We start from the raw sequence: 21,101 nt of genomic DNA on the forward strand, positions 1-21,101 counted from the left end.
TCTATTCACGGAATTTATATTTGCCAGATTTCACACTGCCATGGATTTTAACCATAAGTCTGAAAACAGACAGGATTATCCAATGAACAAGAACATCCTCGCCGTTACATTAAGCAGCATTATTGCGCTTTCTGCTGCCCCTACTTTTGCAGATACTCAAACTAATTCCACCGTCCAATCCAGCGTGGAATATGGCCAGTTACTGACAAAACGTCAGGTTGTCGACCAGTTATTAGCTGACGCAGTGAAAGCGTTTAAATCTCCTGCACGTATTTCTCATGCTGGCTTTACCGCTAAAATGCCAAGCAATATGGAAATAGTGACTCAGCGCCTGTTAGAAGCTTATGAAATTGAGCCTTACCGTACGGATTTACTTATCTCCGCAGCGAACGCTCAAATTTACAATAAGAATGTCGATCAAGCCGTTCAGCTTTTCGAGCAAGCATTAACTGTGGCGCCTGAAGATACCGATTTGCATGCTTATCTTTCGGTGTGGAAGCGTTTCCAAGGAAAAACAGGTGAGTCAGAGAAGCACCTGAAAAAGCTAGGAATGTTAGATAAAGGTAAGTCACAAGATATTCAACGTATCTTCGATACCATCGATCGGATCTTAAAAGCGCCTTTAAAATCCGTCGCTGAGAAAAAGCTGACCAACCAAGATGCGATTGTCACTTTAGGTTACGCGTTAAATCCAGATGGCAGCATGCATGAAATCTTGATCAAACGCCTAGAAACCACATTGGCTATGGCAAAAGCGAACCCGACCGCTCTGATCGTATTAACTGGCGGTGTTCCGAAGAACCATAAAACAGAAGGCAAGTTGATGGCAGATTGGTTGATCCAAAACGGTGTCAGCAAGAACCGCATCATTGAAGAAAACTACGCCACCAGCACGGTAGACAATGCCTTATTCAGTAGCTATGCTCTCGCTCGCCATAACGTCAAACACGCCACGATCATCAGCTCAGCAAGTCATGTTAGACGCGGGCAAACCTTGTTTGAAATCGCAAGCTGGCAAACTGGTCCAAGAGACATCACGTTTGATACCGTCGCGTACCCCGATAAGCCATTAGCGGATCTTGCTACCGCAAGTGACAAAGAACTACTGGGCATATATCGCGACGCCCTCCGAACTTACGGCATGCGAAGCTACCGCTCTTATCCGCTAGATGCGAGATAAGAAATATAAAAAACCGCGCAAATGCGCGGTTTTTTATTGTTTATGGGTTTGGAGAAGAAGCAGTGATAACATGCATAAACGCTTTCAACGCTTGTGCTTCCTGATAAGTCAGATTCAACGGCCTGATCTTGTCAGACAAGTTAGGGTAATTGGGGTCGTATTTATCCCATCCAAATGGGGCATTACTTGCCATTCCCTCAGAATACATCGAAATGACACCATCCATGGTGTGTACCAAACCATTATGGAACCACGGCCCAGTGTTCATCACGTCACGTAGTGACGGTGTTTTAAAGCGCCCCACATCATCACTTTGTCCAGACACATTAAACTGGCCTAAGTCTTCATAAAACGCCTTATAGTAAGTCAATCCAACATTTTCAAACTTGTGGTTAGTCAGTTCTGGCCCCATGTGACAATTGACGCAACGCCCATTACGCCGATAAATATCCAGCCCCCAAAGTTCTTGATCACTTAACTCATCGGTTTGACCAGTTGAGGCCTGTTTAATGAACCGATCTAACTTACTTTCATTGCTGGTAATTGTGCGCTGAAATGTCGCTAACGCCATCGCTAGCTCATCTTTAGTAATGATGTTTTTACCAAATGCTCGCTTAAACTGATTCGGATACTTCGGATGGTTTTGCAACTTCTCAACCACGTTGGGTAATGTTTCGGCCATTTCCAATGGATCTTGTATCGGCATCAAGGCTTGTTGTTCAAGCGTTGCTGCTCGACCATCCCAGAATAAAGCAGGAAGAAACCCACTGTTTACAATGGTTGGAGCATTACGTTTTCCTCGCTGCTGCGCATGGCCGATAGAAACCTCTTGTTGGTCGGTCCAACCCTTTTTCGGGTCATGGCAACTGGCACACGCAACATCTTGATTTTTGGATAATAGTGGATCAAAAAATAACGCCTTACCCAGTTGAGCCTTTTCTGCGCTGTATGGGTTTTGACTTGGGTACGCCACCGCCGTCATTAATCCAATTTCCTGATAATCAGACATATCATCCACAAATGGTTGTGGCCAGCGATCTGGCGTCGTCGCGTAGTCTTGTCTCAATCGGCGCATATCGGGCTTGGTGTGATTGCCTATAGAGCGAGGATCTTCTTCCTTTCTCGGCTCAGCCTCAGTTGCAATCAACAAAGCTCTAGCTTGCTGATCAGTTACTGGTGTCTGAACAGATAAACTCGATGAAAAAGGCAAAGTAACCGTGCCGTATCCATATTCAGTTTTCACCCAATACTCCCCTGCTTCAGGGTTGTTGAGAGAAGATTTATACAAGAGTTCATACCCTCCGCCATTCACCTGTTGATGCATGAGCATCGCAAGCTCGTCTACGGTGGGTACTCGCCAGCTCGATTTACCGCATTGGCTGGCAAGGTTTACCTGATCGACATAACCCTTCAAGCTACAATTTGCCTGCTGACAGGCTGCACCTGAATTGCTCAATGAATATAAATTAGCCGTTGTGGTGATATCAGATTGATTTGGTGTTAACCAATACACATAAGAGAAATGCTTGTCCCGCAGAAACAAATTGTCACGAACCAAAGGGCGAACATCATCTAAGCAACGCCAAGGCGAGGTATCATAACTCTCCTGCTGAGATATTTTATCTAAAGGCTTCCCTCGTTCATCTAACCGGATGAAGCTATTACTTTCAGCCTCTGGCGTTACAGCCTCAACGGGTAGTGATGGGTCTCTGAATTCACCGCTGACGAGCATAACCGACGCTGGCTTACGTTTGTTTGCATTCACAACACCATAACGCTTAGTACCGAAGCTATAACGATGTGCCAAGTTATCTGCCATTTGGCTGCTCGCATTTGTTGCTAACCAATACTCTTCAAAACCAACTGTAGCGAAGTAATAAGGGTCAATTGCTGGTTGGTTTCGGTCTAATGCGTAATCGCGCTCACTCTTGATACTTTTCATTTCATATTCAAAAGGTAAACGCCAATCAGAGCGGCCACACCACTGGTGCTGATTCGCATATTCAATCAGTGCGTCGGTTGTACACGCTTCATGACCAAGAAAACAACTGGCTTCCAGATTGGGTAGTGTCGCCTGCCAATCTTGCCAAGAGAACGTCTCAGAAGTTGGCTCCTTGGCCATCACCCAACGAACACCTAGGTGCGTTTGATTGTCATCAATGCACTGCCATTCGTGTTCTTCCGCCATGGCTTTGCCGTCCAACAGAACAAATCTAGGCTTTTCTCCGGTCACCCGCACCATCCAATTAATCATGGTTACAGAATCAAGTTCAACCAATTCCAACCTAAACGTGTCTACGCCTTCGTGCTCTGGCCCGGCTTGGTATTGCAACATGCCATTATCTAATTTAACGATACCGAGTTTCGCAGGTTCAACAATACGTACAATGCGTTCGTCATTCACAGAATATTGATACGAGAAATGCCCACCCTTGGTGATTGCTTTTCTCGGGTTAGTATCTAATGGTTTAATTGCTGGCTTAGATTCATTTGGAGATGTACCTTTGGCTGGCGTTTGAGACTCATCAGCCCCCCCGCAACCAACCAAAGTCAACGCACATACCAAGAATACAGAAATGACTCGGATCATGGTGCCGTAACCGATGTGGAAATTAGACGAACACGGTACAAATTATTGTTATCTTCACCGCTACTTTCTGACCATTCTTTTTGGAAAGCGACCGCCATATGTTTGGTATCTGGGAAGTAGCTATCTTTCGTTTGTGTCCAGTAATAGCTCTCATCTGCAACGACCGTATCATCAAAGACAGACTTGGTGTAACCAGCTCTAAATGACATGCCTTCTGTATCAAACGTAACATTATCAACCAGCAGGGACTTCAACTCATTTTCACTCGGTAAACGCCAGTTTGTGTGCCCGCATAATGCGGCAGCATTTACCTTTTCCACATACTGCTCAGCTTGTGAATAGGTCATTTGTGGGGCAACCTTACTGACTCGCTGCCATAGGATTTGCGTAGTTGGCAACTCTGATTGGTATAACTTGTCTTGCGTACATACCCAATCCGTATTCGTTTGATCTTGAATTGGCTGTCCCATAGCCCCAATTTTACTGAAACGATTTTGCCAGTGAGCATCTTCATCACCAGCTTTATTGACTTCGCGTTTTAACTCAACAGCAACCACCTCTTTACTTTGAGTGATGTCATCAATGATCATGTCCCCACTGATCAACATTGCAAACCAAGGTTCATTCGTGGAGCGAGGGGGCATTCTCTCATCTGCGAAGTCATTACCCATCCACATCACGTACGCATCCCCAACTGTGCTATTAGATCCTTGCCAATCTCCCACTTTGGCATCCGCATCATGGCCTTTTGGGTACTGGGTAAAAGCATTGGTCCAGTATGCTTCGTCAAAGTTCGCATCTACAAAAGGGAAAAAGAACGAGTCGATTGGAGAATGTTTTCTCTGCTCATCAAACATCTTTGTGGTTAAAAGTGATTTCCATTCATTCTTAGTGGGTACACGCCAGTCCATTTTTCCGCATAGATTCATCTCATTTGCTTTCGCGACTAATTCAGCCGTATTACACGCACGGCCTAGTGAACATTGTGCTTCACCAAAATCTCGATGGTTAACAACACGATCACCCCAGTAGTACCTCGAATCAAAAGCAAATACACCAGAGGGTTGCAGTACTTGCCAAGTCAAATTGGTCTTATTGTCTGTTACACATGCCCACTCTTGCATTCGATAAGTCATTGCCTGCTCTTGCTCTGTTAACACCCCGCCATTGGCATTGAGCTTTACGTAATGTGGAACAATTGTTTTATCATCTCGTTTCACTAGAGGTAACGCGTGACCTGATAATTTGTAGTTCACACCATCAACACGGTAACTAATGATGAATTGATAATCATTGATTGCCGCTTGCAGTTCATCAGACATTCCATCATCACTTTTTCGAGCTCGTTTCGCTGCAGTATTTTGGGTTAGCTGAAAGACAAATTTCATGGAAGCTTTATCGAGAACAACATGACCAAAGTTGCTTTTTAGGTCTTCTATACGATCAACCGACTCACGCGTAAGCCCTGGAGTTGGCAGCAAATAACTGTGTTCATCAGAGATTTCTACATCTGATGTTGAGAGTAAAACCGTAGAATCCCCTGTCTCCCCAGTAACCACATTATCAGGCTTTGGGTTCGTTACTGGGGCATCTGAACCTGAACCAGAGTTACACCCCGAAAGGACGATGAGAGAAGCAAGCGCAAAAGAGAGTTTAGTATTTGTCATAGTAATTTGTTGAGCATTTTATAAAAAGGATGCTGATACTACTGACAACTCACCATAAATACTAGTGCGAATCATTCTCATTTATGAAATGTTAGATTTAAAACTCTAATTGAAACGTTTGCGGCTCAGTTAGCATCCATATGATGCTGAACCTTCATTAAAGTACAAAAAGGAACTGGCTACATTAACTGGGAAAATCGAGATTTTAATTCAAATAAATCAATACAGACAGCAAATCAAACCAAGAAATAAGAATTAAGCAAAACAAATAAAAACACACTTTAATTTAATGATAGTGTTTTGTAATCAATATAAGCAAGGTTGCATATTATGACTAATAACACTTCTAGCATTAAACACTACGATACCGTTGCTACAATGCGCTCAGATTCCACGCTCTCATTCGGGAACTTTGTCAAAACACACGGCTACCATCACATCACTGATGGCGGTGGTAATTTATATACAATTACAAACAAAAATGAGTTTGCTTCGATCAAATTAGATAATGGACTCTATGCAGAACCCAAAGTTTCCGGACAACGTGTAAACGTTCGCGCATTTGGTGCTAAAGGAACAGGATATGGAAAACCAAGAGTCAATGACACGGAAGCTTTTAATCTTGCCTTCAACTATGCTAGTAAAAACAAGCTCTCTATTTATGTACCGAATGGGCAGTACTACATCACTCCGATTTTAATAAATGAAGTAGACTCCATGACTGTAGAAGGCGATGGCCAATTCTTATCGCAAATTGGGGTACATGAAGATGTAAAAGTATTGTAATAGACCAATGCGCCTTCCTTGGTACTGATAAAAGTAAGTATCCAAGTACCTCAGCTCCATTGATAGACTTCCCACAAGGAGGTTTAGAGGTCAATATACGAGACAATAAGTTTTATCTCCAGCAATCTAAAGACCCGATGCCAGAAATGAATTCACTACAAGCTTATGAGGAATACAATTCGCGTACTGCCATCAATATGGCAGGCAATACGCAAGGTTGGGAAATTAACGGAAACCATTTTATTCCGGGAATGAATTGTGCTGTGATTCGTATTCATGATGGTCAAATGCACCGTATTTACGGCAACTCATTTGAACGTTTTGGTCAGTATAATGAAGTGTTAACAGAAGACGATAAGAAAAATATTGGATTGATAGTCTGGGATAGTATTGTTGCCATAGATCAAATAACAGGCGGTTTGATTGAAAACAATCGTATGGTGTATAAAATCACTTTAGATAAAAAGTACCGGATCCGTGCAGATCATATCAATATCCGTGAGTTTGCGGTAGAACCCGCTGATGTTTGCCTTCATCATGCTAAAAGGTGCTACTGCGAATTCACGTATGATCGAATCAGAGAGAATCTCGGCAATGAAGCAGATAAAAATACAATAGTGAACCATTCCGGTTCGATATCACAATTTGCAAATATGCTCTCAGTAACAAGGAGAAATGATGTTTGTACAACACTAGATTCAAAGCCAGGAATTAAGTTTGATTGGGGGTTTGATGCAAGTGGAAAACAAAAAGACAGGGCATACATCCACCAAGACGAAGAAGATAGAATTACCATTTCAACAAGAAATGACACAGATCTAGATTATGTTAGAGCAGCTATATTTTCTCAAGGCTGCACTATATTGCCACAATACTACGACACCGAAGGCGTAAGCCTAAATGGTGCTTTACGTTATGTAGACAGAAAGTTGTTGTTTAGAACTAACAATGAATGGAAAGTAGTGACTCTTACAGACCTTTAACCCTATTTAAGGTTACAAGTTCTAATTTGCAAAAAAGCGCCGAAATCGGCGCTTTTTTAAACAATTTTTTACGTAAGTTAATAGAATTGCTTATAACGTGGCTCTATGAATTATCGTCCGTTAAATGCTTAGCTAAAAATTCGTACAAGTAACACATCATAAAGAAGACTCCAATAGGAGATCGATAGGGTCCAATTCTGACAACTCAGTAGGACGCCACCAATTTCCACCTTCTACCAACACAGATTTGTCCTTAAATTGAGTCATAAATTGGAAGTATGAAGTGTATGTATTCTCAACCTCCGTATTTACAGAAGGAGAATATTCTCCCCATCCCCCCTTCGTTCCTTCATCTGTAAGCGCTAGAAAAGACTTCCATGCTGGTTTTACTGAAGTAATGTCATTGTTTACAAGTGTACTAGTTCGCTGATTAATATCACCACCGTCAGGCGCACTACCCCACGCAATTACAGTCCCATCATCAATTAATGCTGTAAACGCGCCACTATCATACGAAGAACCTGTCGATGATTTTGTTGCATAGATTTCTTTTACATTGGCGATGGAAGGAACAGGTGGTACAGCTCCCCAACTTACTACCTCTCCGTTCTTCTTTAACGCAGTAAAAGCTTTAGGAATTGCGACAATATTAGATACACCACTACTAAAATCTACTGAGCTACTATCACCGCCATAAGGAGCATTACCCCAAGTTACAACGCTGTCATCCTGTTTTATAGCGGCAAAAGCAAATCGACTAGCAATGATTGTTTTCACTCCGCCACCACTTAAAAAATCTACGCTAGAAGAGTCTGAGCCTGTCCCTTCCCCATTTGAAGGATAATCGAGCTTGGAGTAGCCCCAAGTAACAACTGAACCATCATTTTTCAACGCCGCAAATGCAACTTCATTAGCAAATATATCTTTGATATTGCTGTTATCGGTAGTAGTGATACTGCCTATGTCTGTATTACCCCATGAAAACACTTTTCCATCTTTTCGCAGTGCCGTAAAAGAATAATCGCCAGCCACAACCTTCGTTATGTCATACAACTCAGCTTCAATAGATGCTGGGACGATTCCTCCATATGAATCCGAACCAAACGTGACAACCTCTCCTGTGGACTTTAACGCTGCTGCTGCTCCTCTGTTGCCAACAACGGATGTGACATCCGCATCTATTCCTGTAACACCGTGGGAACTGATATATGGACCTGAATAAATTAACTTCCCAGCCTCCGTAATAGCATAGTTATACCATTCCCATGCAGAACCAATTGTTACAAACTTATCTTCAATATCTAATTGATCGCCACCATGATTGTTGTCATAGACACCAAGTCGAACTATGTCACCAGTATTGAGTAAAGCCCAAAACCCACCATATGTTCCAACGGCATCGACTAAGAATCTACGCTTATATATGTTGTATTCAGAAGCACTGTAGACCCGACCATTCGGGGAAGCCGCCTGAGCGGATAGTTTAATTTTAGCCCCGACCTCTGAATCTAGAATCGAGATCTGGTCAGCTTCAACTTCGCGATCTTTAACTAACACACCATCTACTGTGATCGAATCACCAAAAATACTATTGCCATTCGAATCAATTACCCATTGATAGACAGTTTTTGACGGGTCACAGTTTTCACAAACTGAAATAGCAGAAATTGTATTGCCTGATGTTAAATCAGAAGATTTAGCTAAACGTGTAATTAATGGGGGATTACTATAAGTTTCATTCCCACCTGAATTATCTTCATTTATTTGTTTTTGAGACGGCAACCCACTATTTTCACCACCACAACCAAATAGCACAGTGGATAATCCGAGTAACACATAACTGGCTTGTTTTGACTTCACTACCATCTTTATTGCTCCTCAGTCTGTTGAACCACAGATTCCATTGTGTGTATTTCTACACGGCGGTTTTGCGCACGTCCTTCAGCAGTAGAATTGGTCGAGACTGGAAAACGTTCACCTACCCCTTCTGCAACAATATGACTGGCAGATACACCTTCTGATTCTAGGTAACGCTTAACAGCTTCTGCGCGCGACTGAGATAGCTTCAAGTTGTAGTCTTCAGCTCCCAACGAGTCAGTGTGTCCGGTGATCTTCACTCGAACATCTGGGTAACGGTTAAGGTGCTCTAATATAGGAACTAGTTGAGTTTTAGCGAATGGCGTTAGTACAGAAGAATCAAATTCGAAAAGAGAAGAACCATCTTGCGCTTTAATTGTAATCATGACAGGTTTTGAAGGCGTTTTTGTCTCTGTCTTTTTAGCAACAGCTGTAATTACAGGCGGTTGAGCAGAGTCTTTACCAAATTTATATGTGAGACCAAGAGTGGTAAAGTTTACATCTGAGCCACCGGTGTCATTGTCTCCAACATTATCAAACCACTGATATTCTAGTCGTGCGCTTAATGCTTGGCTTATTTGGTATTCTATTCCAGCACCAAGCATCAAAGATACGCCGTCATCGCTCTCTTCAACTAAGCTGCCTATCTCTTGTCCTGTTTTATCTGCTTTCCAACCTAATGCGCCAACTTTTCCAAATAGGTTCCATGCAGAACTTATTGAATAATCAGCTTTTAACCCCAGCTCTACCCCTTGAACATCTGCTTCATAAGGAGCATCGATAAGGCTATTATCCAATGCCGGGTATACGGCTTTCGCTTTACCAAAATAGTCGTATCCCCCTTCCAAAGATAACCAATTATTAAATTGGTATCCCAGAAGAACACCTGCTCCAATTGCATCTCTGTCACAACTAGTTTCATGGGCTTCGCAACCATGAGCAAAATAGCTCCAACCGACTTTACTTCCTATATATAAACCCTCTTCGTCAGATGCATATCCATTTAAAGGAAGAGTACATAGACAAAAAAAAGTGAGATAAACACGCATAAACACCTCAACAAAACGACAACAAACAATATAAAAACAAGTAACAAGCTATTACTACTCTAATAATAAAAGTCCATAACTTTATGATTCGGATAATAATAGAATTAAGAATTGCTCACAATTAATTGAGAAGGAATATAAACAAGAAAAAAATAATACTCCTATAATAAATTATTATATTCATATTTTAACTTACAAAATAACATGAAAATCAATATATTACGAGATAACACCAAAGTAGTACTTTTAAAACAAAAATAAATATAAAAAGACTTTGATGCATATATTAAAATGTCATTTTTATTTTATTTGTTACGTTTATAGAAAATAATCACCATGCTATAAAACCATCTTTATGAATAATGGAAGCATTTAAAATATGAAATAAAACATCATGCATATGAACAATTATAAAAAAAGCGCCGAAATCGGCGCTTTTTTATATTATCTAAGTTGAGCTAAACAATCATACAGGTTCCGAGACTAACGGCTCCACTTTGACTGCTGCGACTTTGAATTCTGGGATTTTTGCATGTGGATCCGTCGCCGTTGTCGTCAACCTATTGACTGGTGACTCAACAAAATGGAACGGAATGAAAATAACCCCTTTCTGCATTCGCTTGGTCACAAACGCGGCGATTTCAATTTCCCCACGTCGGGTTGATACGCGTAGCATCTGACCGTTATTGATGCCGAGTGCTTCTGCATCTGCGACACTGATCATTGCTCTTGGACCGGCAAGGTTATTCAACCCTTGTGTTTTACGCGTCATGGTTCCGGTGTGGAATTGCTCCAATACTCGACCTGTGGTTAGAACAAGTGGGTATTCCTCATCAGGAAGTTCAGCGGCATAACGGAATGGAATCGCCTCCATCTGCCCTCGCCCACGAGTAAACTGAGTTCGGTGCATGATGCGCGTTCCTTCAGGGTTGTTCTTGTTGCTTGGCCACTGCACACCATCAATCGTAATGTTTTCCCAACGTAAGCCCCCATACTGCGGAGTGACTCGTGCAATTTCATTGGTAATTTCTGAAACATGCTTGTAGTGCCAGTCACTGCCCATTGCAACCGCAATTGACTGGATTATCTGCCAATCCTCTCTCGCCTCACCCGGTGGATTTACAGCGGGGTTAACGCGCTGAACGCGGCGCTCTGTATTGGTAAAGTGGCCAGATTTTTCTGCAAACGAGCAAGATGGTAAAACAACATCCGCATATTGCGCCGTTTCAGTTAGGAAAATATCTTGCACCACCAAGAAATCTAACGCTTCCAATCCTTCAATGACGTGAGCTTGGTTAGGATCACTCAATACTGGATTTTCACCCATCACGTACAAACCACGAACATCACGCTTGCACGCCGCATCGATGATTTCAGTTAAAGTTAGACCCGATTCGGCAGGCAAGTCAGGCGCATCCCACTCCATCGCAAACTTTTGGCGAATAAGTGGGTTATACACTTTCTGATAACCCGGATAGTTATTTGGCAATGCCCCCATATCACACGCGCCCTGCACATTGGATTGACCGCGAAGTGGGTTAATACCACCACCTTCAATACCAATGTTGCCACACAGCAATTGCAGGTTTGCAATCGAACGTACGTTGTCATGCCCCGTTGTATGTTGGGTTATGCCCATAGAGTAATACACGGCGGTGCGCTCGGCGGTGCCAATCATGCGCGCCATGGCAAAAATATCTTCGGCTTTAACGCCAGTCACCAATTCAACTTTTTCCAATGAATAATTCGGTGACATTACTTCTTGCAGCAAGGTATCGAAGCCATCAACACGCTCCTCGATATAATCTTGATCGTACCAACCATTTTTGATGATCTGTTGCATTACACCGTTGAGCAGCATCACATCCGTACCGGGTCTGTGCGCCATATAAAGCTCAGCATGATCTGCAATATCAATCCGTTTAGGGTCTGCAACGATCAAACGTGCGCCATGATGACGCACTGCTTGTTTAATGTGTGAACCGATGATGGGATGAGCGGCAGTCGTATCTGAGCCAATGATAAAAATGACATCCGAATGTTTGATGCTTGGAATATCATTGGTCATTGCTCCACTACCTAATGACGCTTCTAACCCTGTTACTGTAGATGCGTGGCATAGACGTGCGCAGTGATCAACGTTGTTGGTGCCAAGTTCACGACGAATAAATTTCTGGAACGCATAGTTATCTTCATTGGTCGTTTTTGCTGATGAGAAACCGGCTAATGCATTGCCGCCGAAACCTTGTTTAATTGCAGTAAACTTTTCTGCAATCAAACCAATCGCCTCATCCCAACTGGCTGGTTGCAACCAACCATCTTTTCGAATTAGCGGCGTAGTGAGACGGGCATCACTACCAATAAAGTCAAAACCAAAGCGCCCTTTCACACACAGCATGCCTTCATTAACTGGTGAGTCTGCGCCTTTCACGTAACGAATTCGATTATCTTGCTCATCCACATACATGGTGAGTTTGCAGCCCACACCACAATAGGTACATATCGTATCGACGGCTTTTAGGTGCTCTATACGACCTTGCGCTCTGTCGCGCGCATCGGTAATTGCGCCCGTTGGACAAACCTGCACACACGCGCCACATTGAACACAGTTGGAGTCACCCATTAAGGTCCCATTGGCACCGAAGTTTGGACGACATTCAGGACGAGATGCTGGGCGACCGTTTTTATCGGTCATAAAGCTTAAGATGCCATGCACCGATTGATCGCGACAAGCCTGAACGCACTGGCCACAACTGATGCAGCGGTTAGCGTCAAATACGATAAACTCTGAGCTGCGGTCAATTTCAAACTTCTGGCGTGTTTCTTTACTGCGATGCGCTTGCCAATACTCGTTGGACTGAATTTCAACTGCGTGATTGAAACTTTGCTCAGCGCCGTATTCCGTGGAATAGTCACGCAAATCACAGGCAGTATTCGCTTGGCAACCACACTCTAAACAGCGGGCAGCTTCTGCCATGGCTTCTTCATTATCAAAACCAAGCTCAACCTCAGCAAAGCTTTGCGCTCTTTGCTCTGGCGTAAGCTCAGGCATAATTTTGCGTTTGATTTTCTGAATGTTTTCAAATTGGATAGGATCAAGCTGCTTTAGCTTTTTCTCTTTGCGCGCATTGAAAGGTGTGACTGGAATATTTTCCATGTCGCCATTAAAGAATCGGTCGATGGCACCAGCCACAACACGGCCATCACCGACAGCTTCTACTGCGGTAGCCGGACCACGACGAAAATCACCAATGCTAAAGATGTTTCCGACACCACTGTGCATGGTATCTGGGTTAACGTCTGCGGTATTCCACCGAGTCAGCGGGATCTCCAATGCTTCATTCTCCATAAAGCTGAGATCAGGCTTTTGTGAAACTGCGGCAATGACGGTATCAAACGCTTCAGTAAAGAATTCACCTGTGGCCTGAGGGCTACGGCGACCAGACGCGTCCGCAGGACCAAGCTTCATGCGTTCTAAACGCACCTCTTTTACTCGGCCATGTTCGTCTGCAATGTTTTCGACAGGATTAGTCAAGAAGTGGAACTTCACACCTTCGTGTTCCGCTTCTTCAATCTCGTAATCTTCAGCGGGCATCTCATCGCGCGTACGACGATAGATCAATGTCGTATCTGCACCATCTCTGACAGCGGTTCTGGCACAGTCGATTGCTGTGTTACCACCACCAATAATGGCTACTTTCTTGCCTGTGACATAGTGATGTTCGGTCACATAGTCTTTTAGGTAATCCACACCAAGATAGCAACCTTCTAAATCACTACCGGTATAGTGCATTTCAACCGCTTTTGAAGCGCCGACGGCAAGGCAAACGGCATCGTAATCTTCACTCAAACTAGACAGTGTAAAATCGACACCCAGCTTTTTGTTACACTCAACAGTCATGCCATTGCGGCACATCAATTCAATTTCTTTATCAAGAATGCTTTTCGGTAAACGATACTCAGGAATCCCGTAGCGCAGCCAACCACCCGCTTCTGGCATCGACTCAAACACCGTGACATTGTAACCTTCATTAGACAGGTAATAACCTGCCGTCAAGCCACCCGGTCCGCTACCGATAACAGCGATTCGCTTCCCTTTATCGGCTTTTTTCGGTGGGATATAACTCTCTTGCATAGCGAGATCAGCATCGGCGGCATGACGTTTTAGCTGACGAATGGCGATGGAGTCATCCACTAAGCCCCGACGACATTCAGACTCGCAAAAAGCAGGGCAAACACGACCAATAGAAAGCGGCATCGGCAAGGTACGCTTAATGACTTCTATCGCTTTCTGATGATCGTTTTGGGCAATGTGATAAAGATAAGACTGAATATCAACGCCAGCCGGACACGCGGTTTTACACGGCGCTTCACAGTCAGCATAGTGGTCCGTCATGATACGATTCAACGCTTTTCGCCTGCGCTCACTCAAGGCTTCTGACTGTGTAATCACACTCAAGCCACTGTAGACTTGCAGCTCACACGAACGTTGGATGCCCCCGCTTTCCACTTCGACAACGCATAAATCACACGGCACTTTATCGGCCGTTTTATTTAGTCCACACAACGACGGTATTTCAACACCACAGACCTTAGCCGCTTCCAGTAACGTCTGGCCTTCTTCGATGATTCTGTATTTACCATCTATAACTATCTGAACCATTTCTTCCTCGCAAACTGGTCGGAACAGCACACGCGCAAACGTTGTCAGTTATTGTTTTGTCGTTATATGTTACTAACAACACCAAACATGCACCGTTCTTTAGAGTTACACCCTTATAACCATAGTAAAATAAGGGAAATTTACGTGTGACATTACCCTCAGTATCCATAACTTGTCTAGGGTTAAATTTGCGATTTTGTCGTGTCGGACAAAGTTAGTTATAGAAAAATCATTAGGCATAAGCCCGTAGAACCTAAACCATCGTATGATTCACGACTTACCCCGAAACCAAGGTTAAATTGGCTGTAGGCAAATGATTAATACTTGTTACTCATTGCTCTTAGTCATTGCATCTAAATCCGTTGTCGATAAAATTCCACTCTTAAACACAGTCACGCTTTACCTTTTTTGCAGTTACGGCGCGTTTATCATGAGGTTATAAGATGAAAAATATCGTATATATCGCAATCAGCTTGGATGGTTATATCGCTGGCGAAAACAATCAAATGGACTGGCTGCATGACGTACCAAACCCTGATGGTTCGGATTTTGGCTTTGCAGACTTTATGGATACTGTCGACGCACTGATCATGGGAAGAAATACCTTTGAGATGGTATTAAGCTTTGGTGTTGCGTGGCCTTACAATAAGCCAGTGTTTGTGTTAACTAATACGCTAAAAACAGTACCTGAAGGTTATGAAGACAAAGTCTTTTTAATCAACGGCGAATTAAAGACCGTTGTCGACCGTTTGAACCAGCAAGGTTACCAATCCCTATATATTGATGGTGGAAAAACGGTTCAAAGCTTTCTTAAAGAAGACTTGATTGATGAAATGATCATTACCACCATTCCGACCATCCTTGGTAAAGGCATTCCTTTGTTTAGCGAGCTAGCCGCTCCACTGAAATTCAAACATGTTCACGCAGAACGACTCGCCGACCACTTGGTTAAAAACCACTACATCCGCTTACGATAAATGGAAAAGCCGGATTAAAACAATCGACGTTTTAATCCGGCTTTTTCGAGTATTCGTGTTGAAATTTCTTCGACCGACAATGATGATGTGTTGATGTACGGAATCGCTTCTCGGCGAAACAACGCTTCTACACTGGCAAGTTCATGTTCACACTGCTCTGTGCTTGCGTAATCGCTCCCAGCCAAACGGTTTTCACGTATTTCCGTTAAACGCTCTGCATCAATAGTCAGGCCAAAGAGTTTGTATCGATGAATCTCAAATTCAGGCAATAACTTAAGCGCTCTTAAATCATCATCGATAAACGGGTAGTTAACCACACGTAAGCCAAATTGCATTGCCATATATAAGCTAGTTGGCGTTTTTCCGCTGCGGGACACTCCTAGTAAAATAATATCGGCCTCTTCAATCCCTTTTAACGACACCCCATCATCATGCGCCAAGGTATATTCGATGGCGGCAATACGATCAAAATACGTATCCGTGTCCTTTCCTACACTTCGTGAACGCTGAAGCTTAGGTTTCGGCTCCATCTGAATGTCGTCTTGAACGCGTTGAACTAAGCTTTCCAACACATCGTAAAAGTGCGCAGGAGCAGCCAAAAGTTGTTCCCGAATATCTGGAACAACAATCGAAAAAAACACCAAAGGCTTTATTCCTGTCTTTTGAAATGAAGCCTCTATTTCTTTCAGCAGCTCAGACAACTTGTCTACACTTTCGATAAATGGAAAGGTTTTCTCGTTTGCCACAAAAGGAAACTGCCCGAGAACAACGTGACCAAGTGTCTCACATGTGATTGCTGTTCCATCAGAAACATAGAACACATCACGACTTTGAATATCCATTTGCATTTTTTATTTAATTTATAAAATTATTTTGAGTAGGATGGCAACCATAATATCGATAATAAAACCCGGCATTCAATTGCGTCCCCCACAGGTTTGAAAAATAGTTCTCTATTTTTTTAATCTTTAACGCAAACGTTTGCCTTTATCCCTACAGCTGCAATGTTTCTGGAGAAAGACATGCAAAAGAACACCCTCTGGTTCAATAGCCTATCAATGGAAGATGTCGATAAAGTCGGCGGCAAAAACGCTTCTCTTGGTGAAATGGTATCTAACCTTGCTAACGCAGGCGTTTCTGTTCCCAATGGTTTTGCGACCACTTCCTATGCGTTTAACCAATTCCTTGATTACGAAGGATTGGACAATCGCATTCACCAATTGCTTGATGAACTGGACGTTGATGATGTGGAAGCTCTGCGTAAGACAGGTGCCATCATCCGTCAATGGGTTTTAGAGGCCCCCTTCCCTGCGGATCTTGAGCAAGATATCCGTGACAACTACCAAACACTTAATGAAGGTAATGAAGCTCTTTCTGTTGCGGTTCGCTCATCCGCAACAGCAGAAGATTTACCCGATGCCTCTTTTGCCGGTCAGCAAGAGACGTTTCTCAACGTAACAGGCATTGATGCAGTCTTAGAAGCGACCAAACACGTATACGCATCTCTATTTAATGACCGCGCTATTTCTTATCGCGTCCACCAAGGTTTTGATCATCGTGGTATCGCCTTGTCGGCGGGTATTCAGCGTATGGTACGCTCTGACAAAGCGGCCTCTGGTGTCATGTTCACCATCGATACTGAATCCGGGTTTGATCAGGTCGTCTTCATCACCTCTGCGTGGGGTTTGGGTGAAATGGTGGTGCAAGGTGCAGTTAACCCCGATGAATTCTATGTCCATAAACCGCTTCTTGAAGCAGGCCACAACCCTATTTTGAAAAAGACATTCGGTTCAAAGCTAACCAAAATGATCTATTCAGACCGCCAAGAAATTGGTAAGCAAGTGGAGATTGTCGACACTGTAGCCGATGAGCAAAACCAGTTCTCGATTACAGAAGACGAAATCAAAGAGCTGGCAAAACAAGCAGTGATCATCGAGAAGCACTACCAACGCCCGATGGATATTGAATGGGCAAAAGACGGTATCGACGGCAAGCTTTATATTGTGCAAGCTCGCCCTGAAACAGTCTGCTCCCAGTCGGAACAAAATGTCATCGAACGTTATGAGCTCAATAACAAAGCTGAAGTCCTGATTGAAGGCCGAGCCATTGGTCAGCGTATTGGCAGCGGCGTTGTCAGACTGGTTGACTCATTAGATCAAATGTCGTTAGTACAAGAAGGTGATGTTCTTGTCACCGACATGACCGACCCTGACTGGGAACCTGTCATGAAAAAGGCTTCTGCCATTGTCACAAACCGTGGCGGGCGAACTTGTCATGCCGCTATCATTGCGCGTGAACTGGGTATCCCAGCCATCGTGGGCTGTGGCCATGCAACCTCAAGCTTGAAAGATGGCTCTGTTGTCACGATTTCTTGTGCTGAAGGTGAAACAGGTTACGTTTATCAAGGCAAACTGGATTTCGATATCCGCCGTTCATCGGTTGAAGAACTGCCTGTACTTCCAACTAAAGTCATGATGAATGTGGGTAACCCAGATCGTGCTTTTGATTTTGCCCAAATTCCAAACGAAGGGGTTGGTTTGGCTCGACTGGAATTTATCATCAATAAGATGATAGGCATTCATCCCAAAGCACTGCTCAATTATACAGAGCAAAGTGAAGAGCTTCAGGCTGAAATTGCCAAACGCATTCGTGGTTACAAAGACCCTATCGACTTCTACGTAAGTAAACTGACCGAAGGCATCGCAACTATTGCGGCAGCTTTTTGGCCTAAGCGTGTCATCGTTCGTATGTCTGATTTCAAATCAAATGAATACAGCAATTTGGTTGGCGGACAAGGTTACGAACCTCACGAAGAAAACCCAATGCTGGGTTTCCGCGGCGCTTCTCGCTACATTTCCCCAGTATTCGAAGACTGTTTTGAGCTGGAGACACAGGCGATGAAACGTGTTCGAAATGAAATGGGCCTGAAAAACGTTGAAGTGATGATCCCATTTGTTCGTACCCCAAGTGAAGCGGCATCTGTTATTGATCTGCTTGCGAAGTTTGGTTTACGTCGTGGCGACCAAGGTTTGAAAGTCATCATGATGTGCGAGCTGCCTTCCAATGCTGTATTAGCCGATGAGTTCTTAAAGTATTTTGATGGTTTCTCCATTGGTTCGAATGACATGACACAACTGACACTGGGGCTTGATAGGGACTCAGGTGATGTCGCTCACCTCTTTGATGAACGTAACCCCGCCGTGAAAGCGATGCTCAAAATGGCCATCGACGCAGCAACCAAAGCTGGTAAATACGTAGGGATCTGCGGCCAAGGGCCATCGGATCACGAAGATTTAGCAGAATGGCTGATGGAACAAGGCATCAGCTCGGTATCTCTCAACCCTGACACAGTGATTGATACTTGGCTGCAGCTTGGAAAGAAGCAGTAAGATAATACTGAAAAAGCGCCGTAATCGGCGCTTTTTGTTTCACTTTGAAGCTAGTAACGACTATTCATTCCACGGTGGTGTGACAAATAATCCTCCATTTTTCCACCATGCCATCCTCTAGCCTTGGAAACATTAAGCACATCCATGGCGGTGTAATCGTCATTGTCAAAATAGTCTAAAGCAATACAACTCCTCAACTGGTTCAACACTTCTTGCGCCACTTTCTGCTCAGCAATAACAGCACTTGGCGCACAATATAGCGCTAACGCAACTCGGCGTTGGCGAGATGACAACACGCGACTCACAGTTCGGACTTGACCAAGTGAGAAATACTCTCGGCTGCCATAACTTCTTACCAGTTCCCCAGACATGTATTTCATTACTTTTTTTGATTCTTCTACGCTTGATATACCTTAACACACAGGCTCCTTATCGACTGGCCACGTTTGCCAGCGTCTACGCATTTTTTCTATCGTACATTGAGGTACACCATGTACATTAGGATAGCTTCCTGTACATTCCATGACCTTTAATTCAATACCCACTTGTCGGGACAAGTGGATGTAAGACTCCATCTCCCACAGCCGGACAAACGTATTCGAAACAACGACGCTCTGCCCTTGATGCAGGGCCTTTTCTGTCATCGTCAAACACCAAGCATGAGCTTGTGGCAAACAGTTTGCATCAAACCGATATGTACCTTGCTCATCCATAAAGTACATATCCGCTTCAAAATGCCGCGCATCCAGCGTTTGTGCTAGCGTACTTTTTCCCGAGCCTGGTAGACCACGGATAAGTGTTAGAGTCTGCGCCATAAAAAATAGTCGCTAAGAATAAAGAACGGATATTACCTTAAAATCGAAAAAATATGCTATCGACATCTCACTCTGATTGAGTTAACTTTGGATGTATAGACGTCCATAAAGCTTAGGGAGAAAGCTGTGCCTATTAAGATCCCCGATCAATTACCTGCTTCTGATGTATTACGAGAGGAAAATATTTTCGTAATGCCCGAATCTCGTGCCTCTACACAGGAAATTCGACCGCTTAAGGTTTTGATCTTAAATCTTATGCCGAAGAAAATTGAAACGGAAACGCAATTCTTACGTCTACTTTCTAATAGTCCGCTGCAAGTCGATATTGAACTACTGCGGATTGATAACCGTCCGAGTAAAAACACACCAACAGAACATTTGGACAACTTCTATCGCCAATTTGAAATGGTAAAAGGACGTAATTTCGATGGTCTCATTATTACAGGAGCACCATTAGGTTTAGTGCAGTTTGAGGATGTGATTTATTGGGACCACCTTAAAACCATCATGAACTGGGCCAAAGACCATGTAACTTCAACCCTTTACGTATGTTGGGCCGCTCAGGCGGGATTAAAGTTATTGTACGACTTGCCTAAACGTACTCGTAAAGAAAAATTGTCCGGCGTATACCATCATGAAATCCATCACCCTTACCATCCCATCTTACGTGGATTTGATGATACGTTTTTAGCACCTCATTCGCGCTATGCTGATTTTTCTCATGAGTATTTAGAAGAACATACAGATCTCGATATTCTTGCGACTTCAGACGTAGCTGGCGTATATCTCGCCTCAACAAAAGACAAGCGTAATGTCTTTGTGACGGGTCACCCCGAATACGATTCCCACACGCTGCACAATGAGTACATTCGTGATTTAGGTGAAGGGATGGAACCGGCAATTCCTGTCAACTACTATCCAAACAACAACCCGGACAACAAACCAAATGCAAGTTGGCGTAGTCATGGTCATTTGTTATTTGCGAATTGGCTCAACTACTGTGTTTACCAGCAAACACCTTACGATCTCGATCATTTCAGTGAAGCAAATTTCACTAAAGACGACTAATTCATAAACCTTCTTTTAATTCAGCAATCCTCATTGCAATTTGAGGATTGCTGAATTTATTTCTAACAGCCTTCAAG

General features: G+C 43.4%; 14 protein-coding genes. 6 read left to right on the forward strand and 8 right to left on the reverse strand.

What is annotated here, in order from left to right:
• Positions 1-82 precede the first annotated feature (82 nt).
• On the forward strand, positions 83-1,180 hold the full coding sequence (locus ACQEXU_RS06240) for an ElyC/SanA/YdcF family protein (RefSeq protein WP_427010099.1): 1,098 nt from the start codon (positions 83-85) through the stop codon (positions 1,178-1,180).
• 40 nt (positions 1,181-1,220) lie between these two features.
• Here ACQEXU_RS06240 and ACQEXU_RS06245 read toward each other — a convergent pair whose 3' ends face one another.
• Positions 1,221-3,770, reverse strand: coding sequence for a cytochrome c peroxidase (locus tag ACQEXU_RS06245; RefSeq protein ID WP_427010100.1), 2,550 nt, complete (start codon positions 3,768-3,770; stop codon positions 1,221-1,223).
• Positions 3,767-5,437, reverse strand: coding sequence for a DUF1566 domain-containing protein (locus tag ACQEXU_RS06250; RefSeq protein ID WP_427010101.1), 1,671 nt, complete (start codon positions 5,435-5,437; stop codon positions 3,767-3,769). Before ACQEXU_RS06250 ends, ACQEXU_RS06245 begins: the two co-directional genes overlap by 4 nt.
• 330 nt (positions 5,438-5,767) lie before the next feature.
• Between ACQEXU_RS06250 and ACQEXU_RS06255 the strand changes: the two genes are divergently transcribed.
• Both ACQEXU_RS06255 and ACQEXU_RS06260 read left to right on the forward strand, forming a co-directional pair.
• On the forward strand, positions 5,768-6,223 hold the full coding sequence (locus tag ACQEXU_RS06255) for a glycosyl hydrolase family 28-related protein (protein WP_427010102.1): 456 nt from the start codon (positions 5,768-5,770) through the stop codon (positions 6,221-6,223).
• A gap of 146 nt (positions 6,224-6,369) precedes the next feature.
• Positions 6,370-7,206, forward strand: coding sequence for a hypothetical protein (locus ACQEXU_RS06260; protein WP_427010103.1), 837 nt, complete (start codon positions 6,370-6,372; stop codon positions 7,204-7,206).
• Between the two features lie 156 nt (positions 7,207-7,362).
• Here ACQEXU_RS06260 and ACQEXU_RS06265 read toward each other — a convergent pair whose 3' ends face one another.
• From ACQEXU_RS06265 to fdhF, 3 genes are all read right to left on the reverse strand, one after another.
• Positions 7,363-9,072, reverse strand: a complete 1,710-nt coding sequence (locus ACQEXU_RS06265) for an RCC1 domain-containing protein (protein WP_427010104.1) — start codon at positions 9,070-9,072, stop codon at positions 7,363-7,365.
• Between the two features lie 2 nt (positions 9,073-9,074).
• Entirely contained in the window at positions 9,075-10,112 is a 1,038-nt protein-coding gene (locus ACQEXU_RS06270; protein WP_427010105.1) for an OmpA family protein, read from the reverse strand.
• 466 nt (positions 10,113-10,578) lie between these two features.
• The gene (gene fdhF / locus ACQEXU_RS06275) at positions 10,579-14,775 is read right to left on the reverse strand and encodes a formate dehydrogenase subunit alpha (protein ID WP_427010106.1); all 4,197 of its coding nucleotides are present in this window, start codon (positions 14,773-14,775) and stop codon (positions 10,579-10,581) included.
• Positions 14,776-15,218: 443 nt separating this feature from the next.
• On the opposite strand from fdhF, the gene ACQEXU_RS06280 reads away from it, so the two are divergent.
• A complete protein-coding gene (locus tag ACQEXU_RS06280; RefSeq protein ID WP_427010107.1) occupies positions 15,219-15,752 on the forward strand; it encodes a dihydrofolate reductase family protein in 534 nt (177 codons plus the stop codon).
• 14 nt (positions 15,753-15,766) lie between these two features.
• On the opposite strand, the gene ppsR is transcribed toward ACQEXU_RS06280, so the two are convergent.
• Positions 15,767-16,600 carry a posphoenolpyruvate synthetase regulatory kinase/phosphorylase PpsR gene (gene ppsR, locus ACQEXU_RS06285; RefSeq protein ID WP_367988983.1) on the reverse strand — a complete coding sequence of 278 codons (834 nt, stop codon included), beginning with the start codon at positions 16,598-16,600 and terminating at the stop codon, positions 15,767-15,769.
• 156 nt (positions 16,601-16,756) lie between these two features.
• On the opposite strand from ppsR, the gene ppsA reads away from it, so the two are divergent.
• Positions 16,757-19,141, forward strand: a complete 2,385-nt coding sequence (gene ppsA / locus ACQEXU_RS06290; protein WP_427010108.1) for a phosphoenolpyruvate synthase — start codon at positions 16,757-16,759, stop codon at positions 19,139-19,141.
• 50 nt (positions 19,142-19,191) lie between these two features.
• Here the strand turns inward: ppsA and ACQEXU_RS06295 are convergent, their stop codons facing one another.
• On the reverse strand, positions 19,192-19,521 hold the full coding sequence (locus tag ACQEXU_RS06295; protein ID WP_427010109.1) for a DUF6559 family protein: 330 nt from the start codon (positions 19,519-19,521) through the stop codon (positions 19,192-19,194).
• 33 nt (positions 19,522-19,554) lie between these two features.
• Positions 19,555-19,956, reverse strand: coding sequence for an AAA family ATPase (locus ACQEXU_RS06300; protein WP_427010110.1), 402 nt, complete (start codon positions 19,954-19,956; stop codon positions 19,555-19,557).
• A gap of 126 nt (positions 19,957-20,082) precedes the next feature.
• On the opposite strand from ACQEXU_RS06300, the gene metA reads away from it, so the two are divergent.
• Positions 20,083-21,024 (forward strand): homoserine O-acetyltransferase MetA, encoded by a 942-nt coding sequence (metA, locus tag ACQEXU_RS06305; protein ID WP_367988976.1) that lies wholly within the window; start codon positions 20,083-20,085, stop codon positions 21,022-21,024.
• Positions 21,025-21,101 lie beyond the last annotated feature (77 nt).

The sequence above is a fragment of the Vibrio sp. TRT 21S02 genome (genome assembly GCF_050113675.1).
In the GTDB taxonomy this organism is placed as follows: domain Bacteria; phylum Pseudomonadota; class Gammaproteobacteria; order Enterobacterales; family Vibrionaceae; genus Vibrio.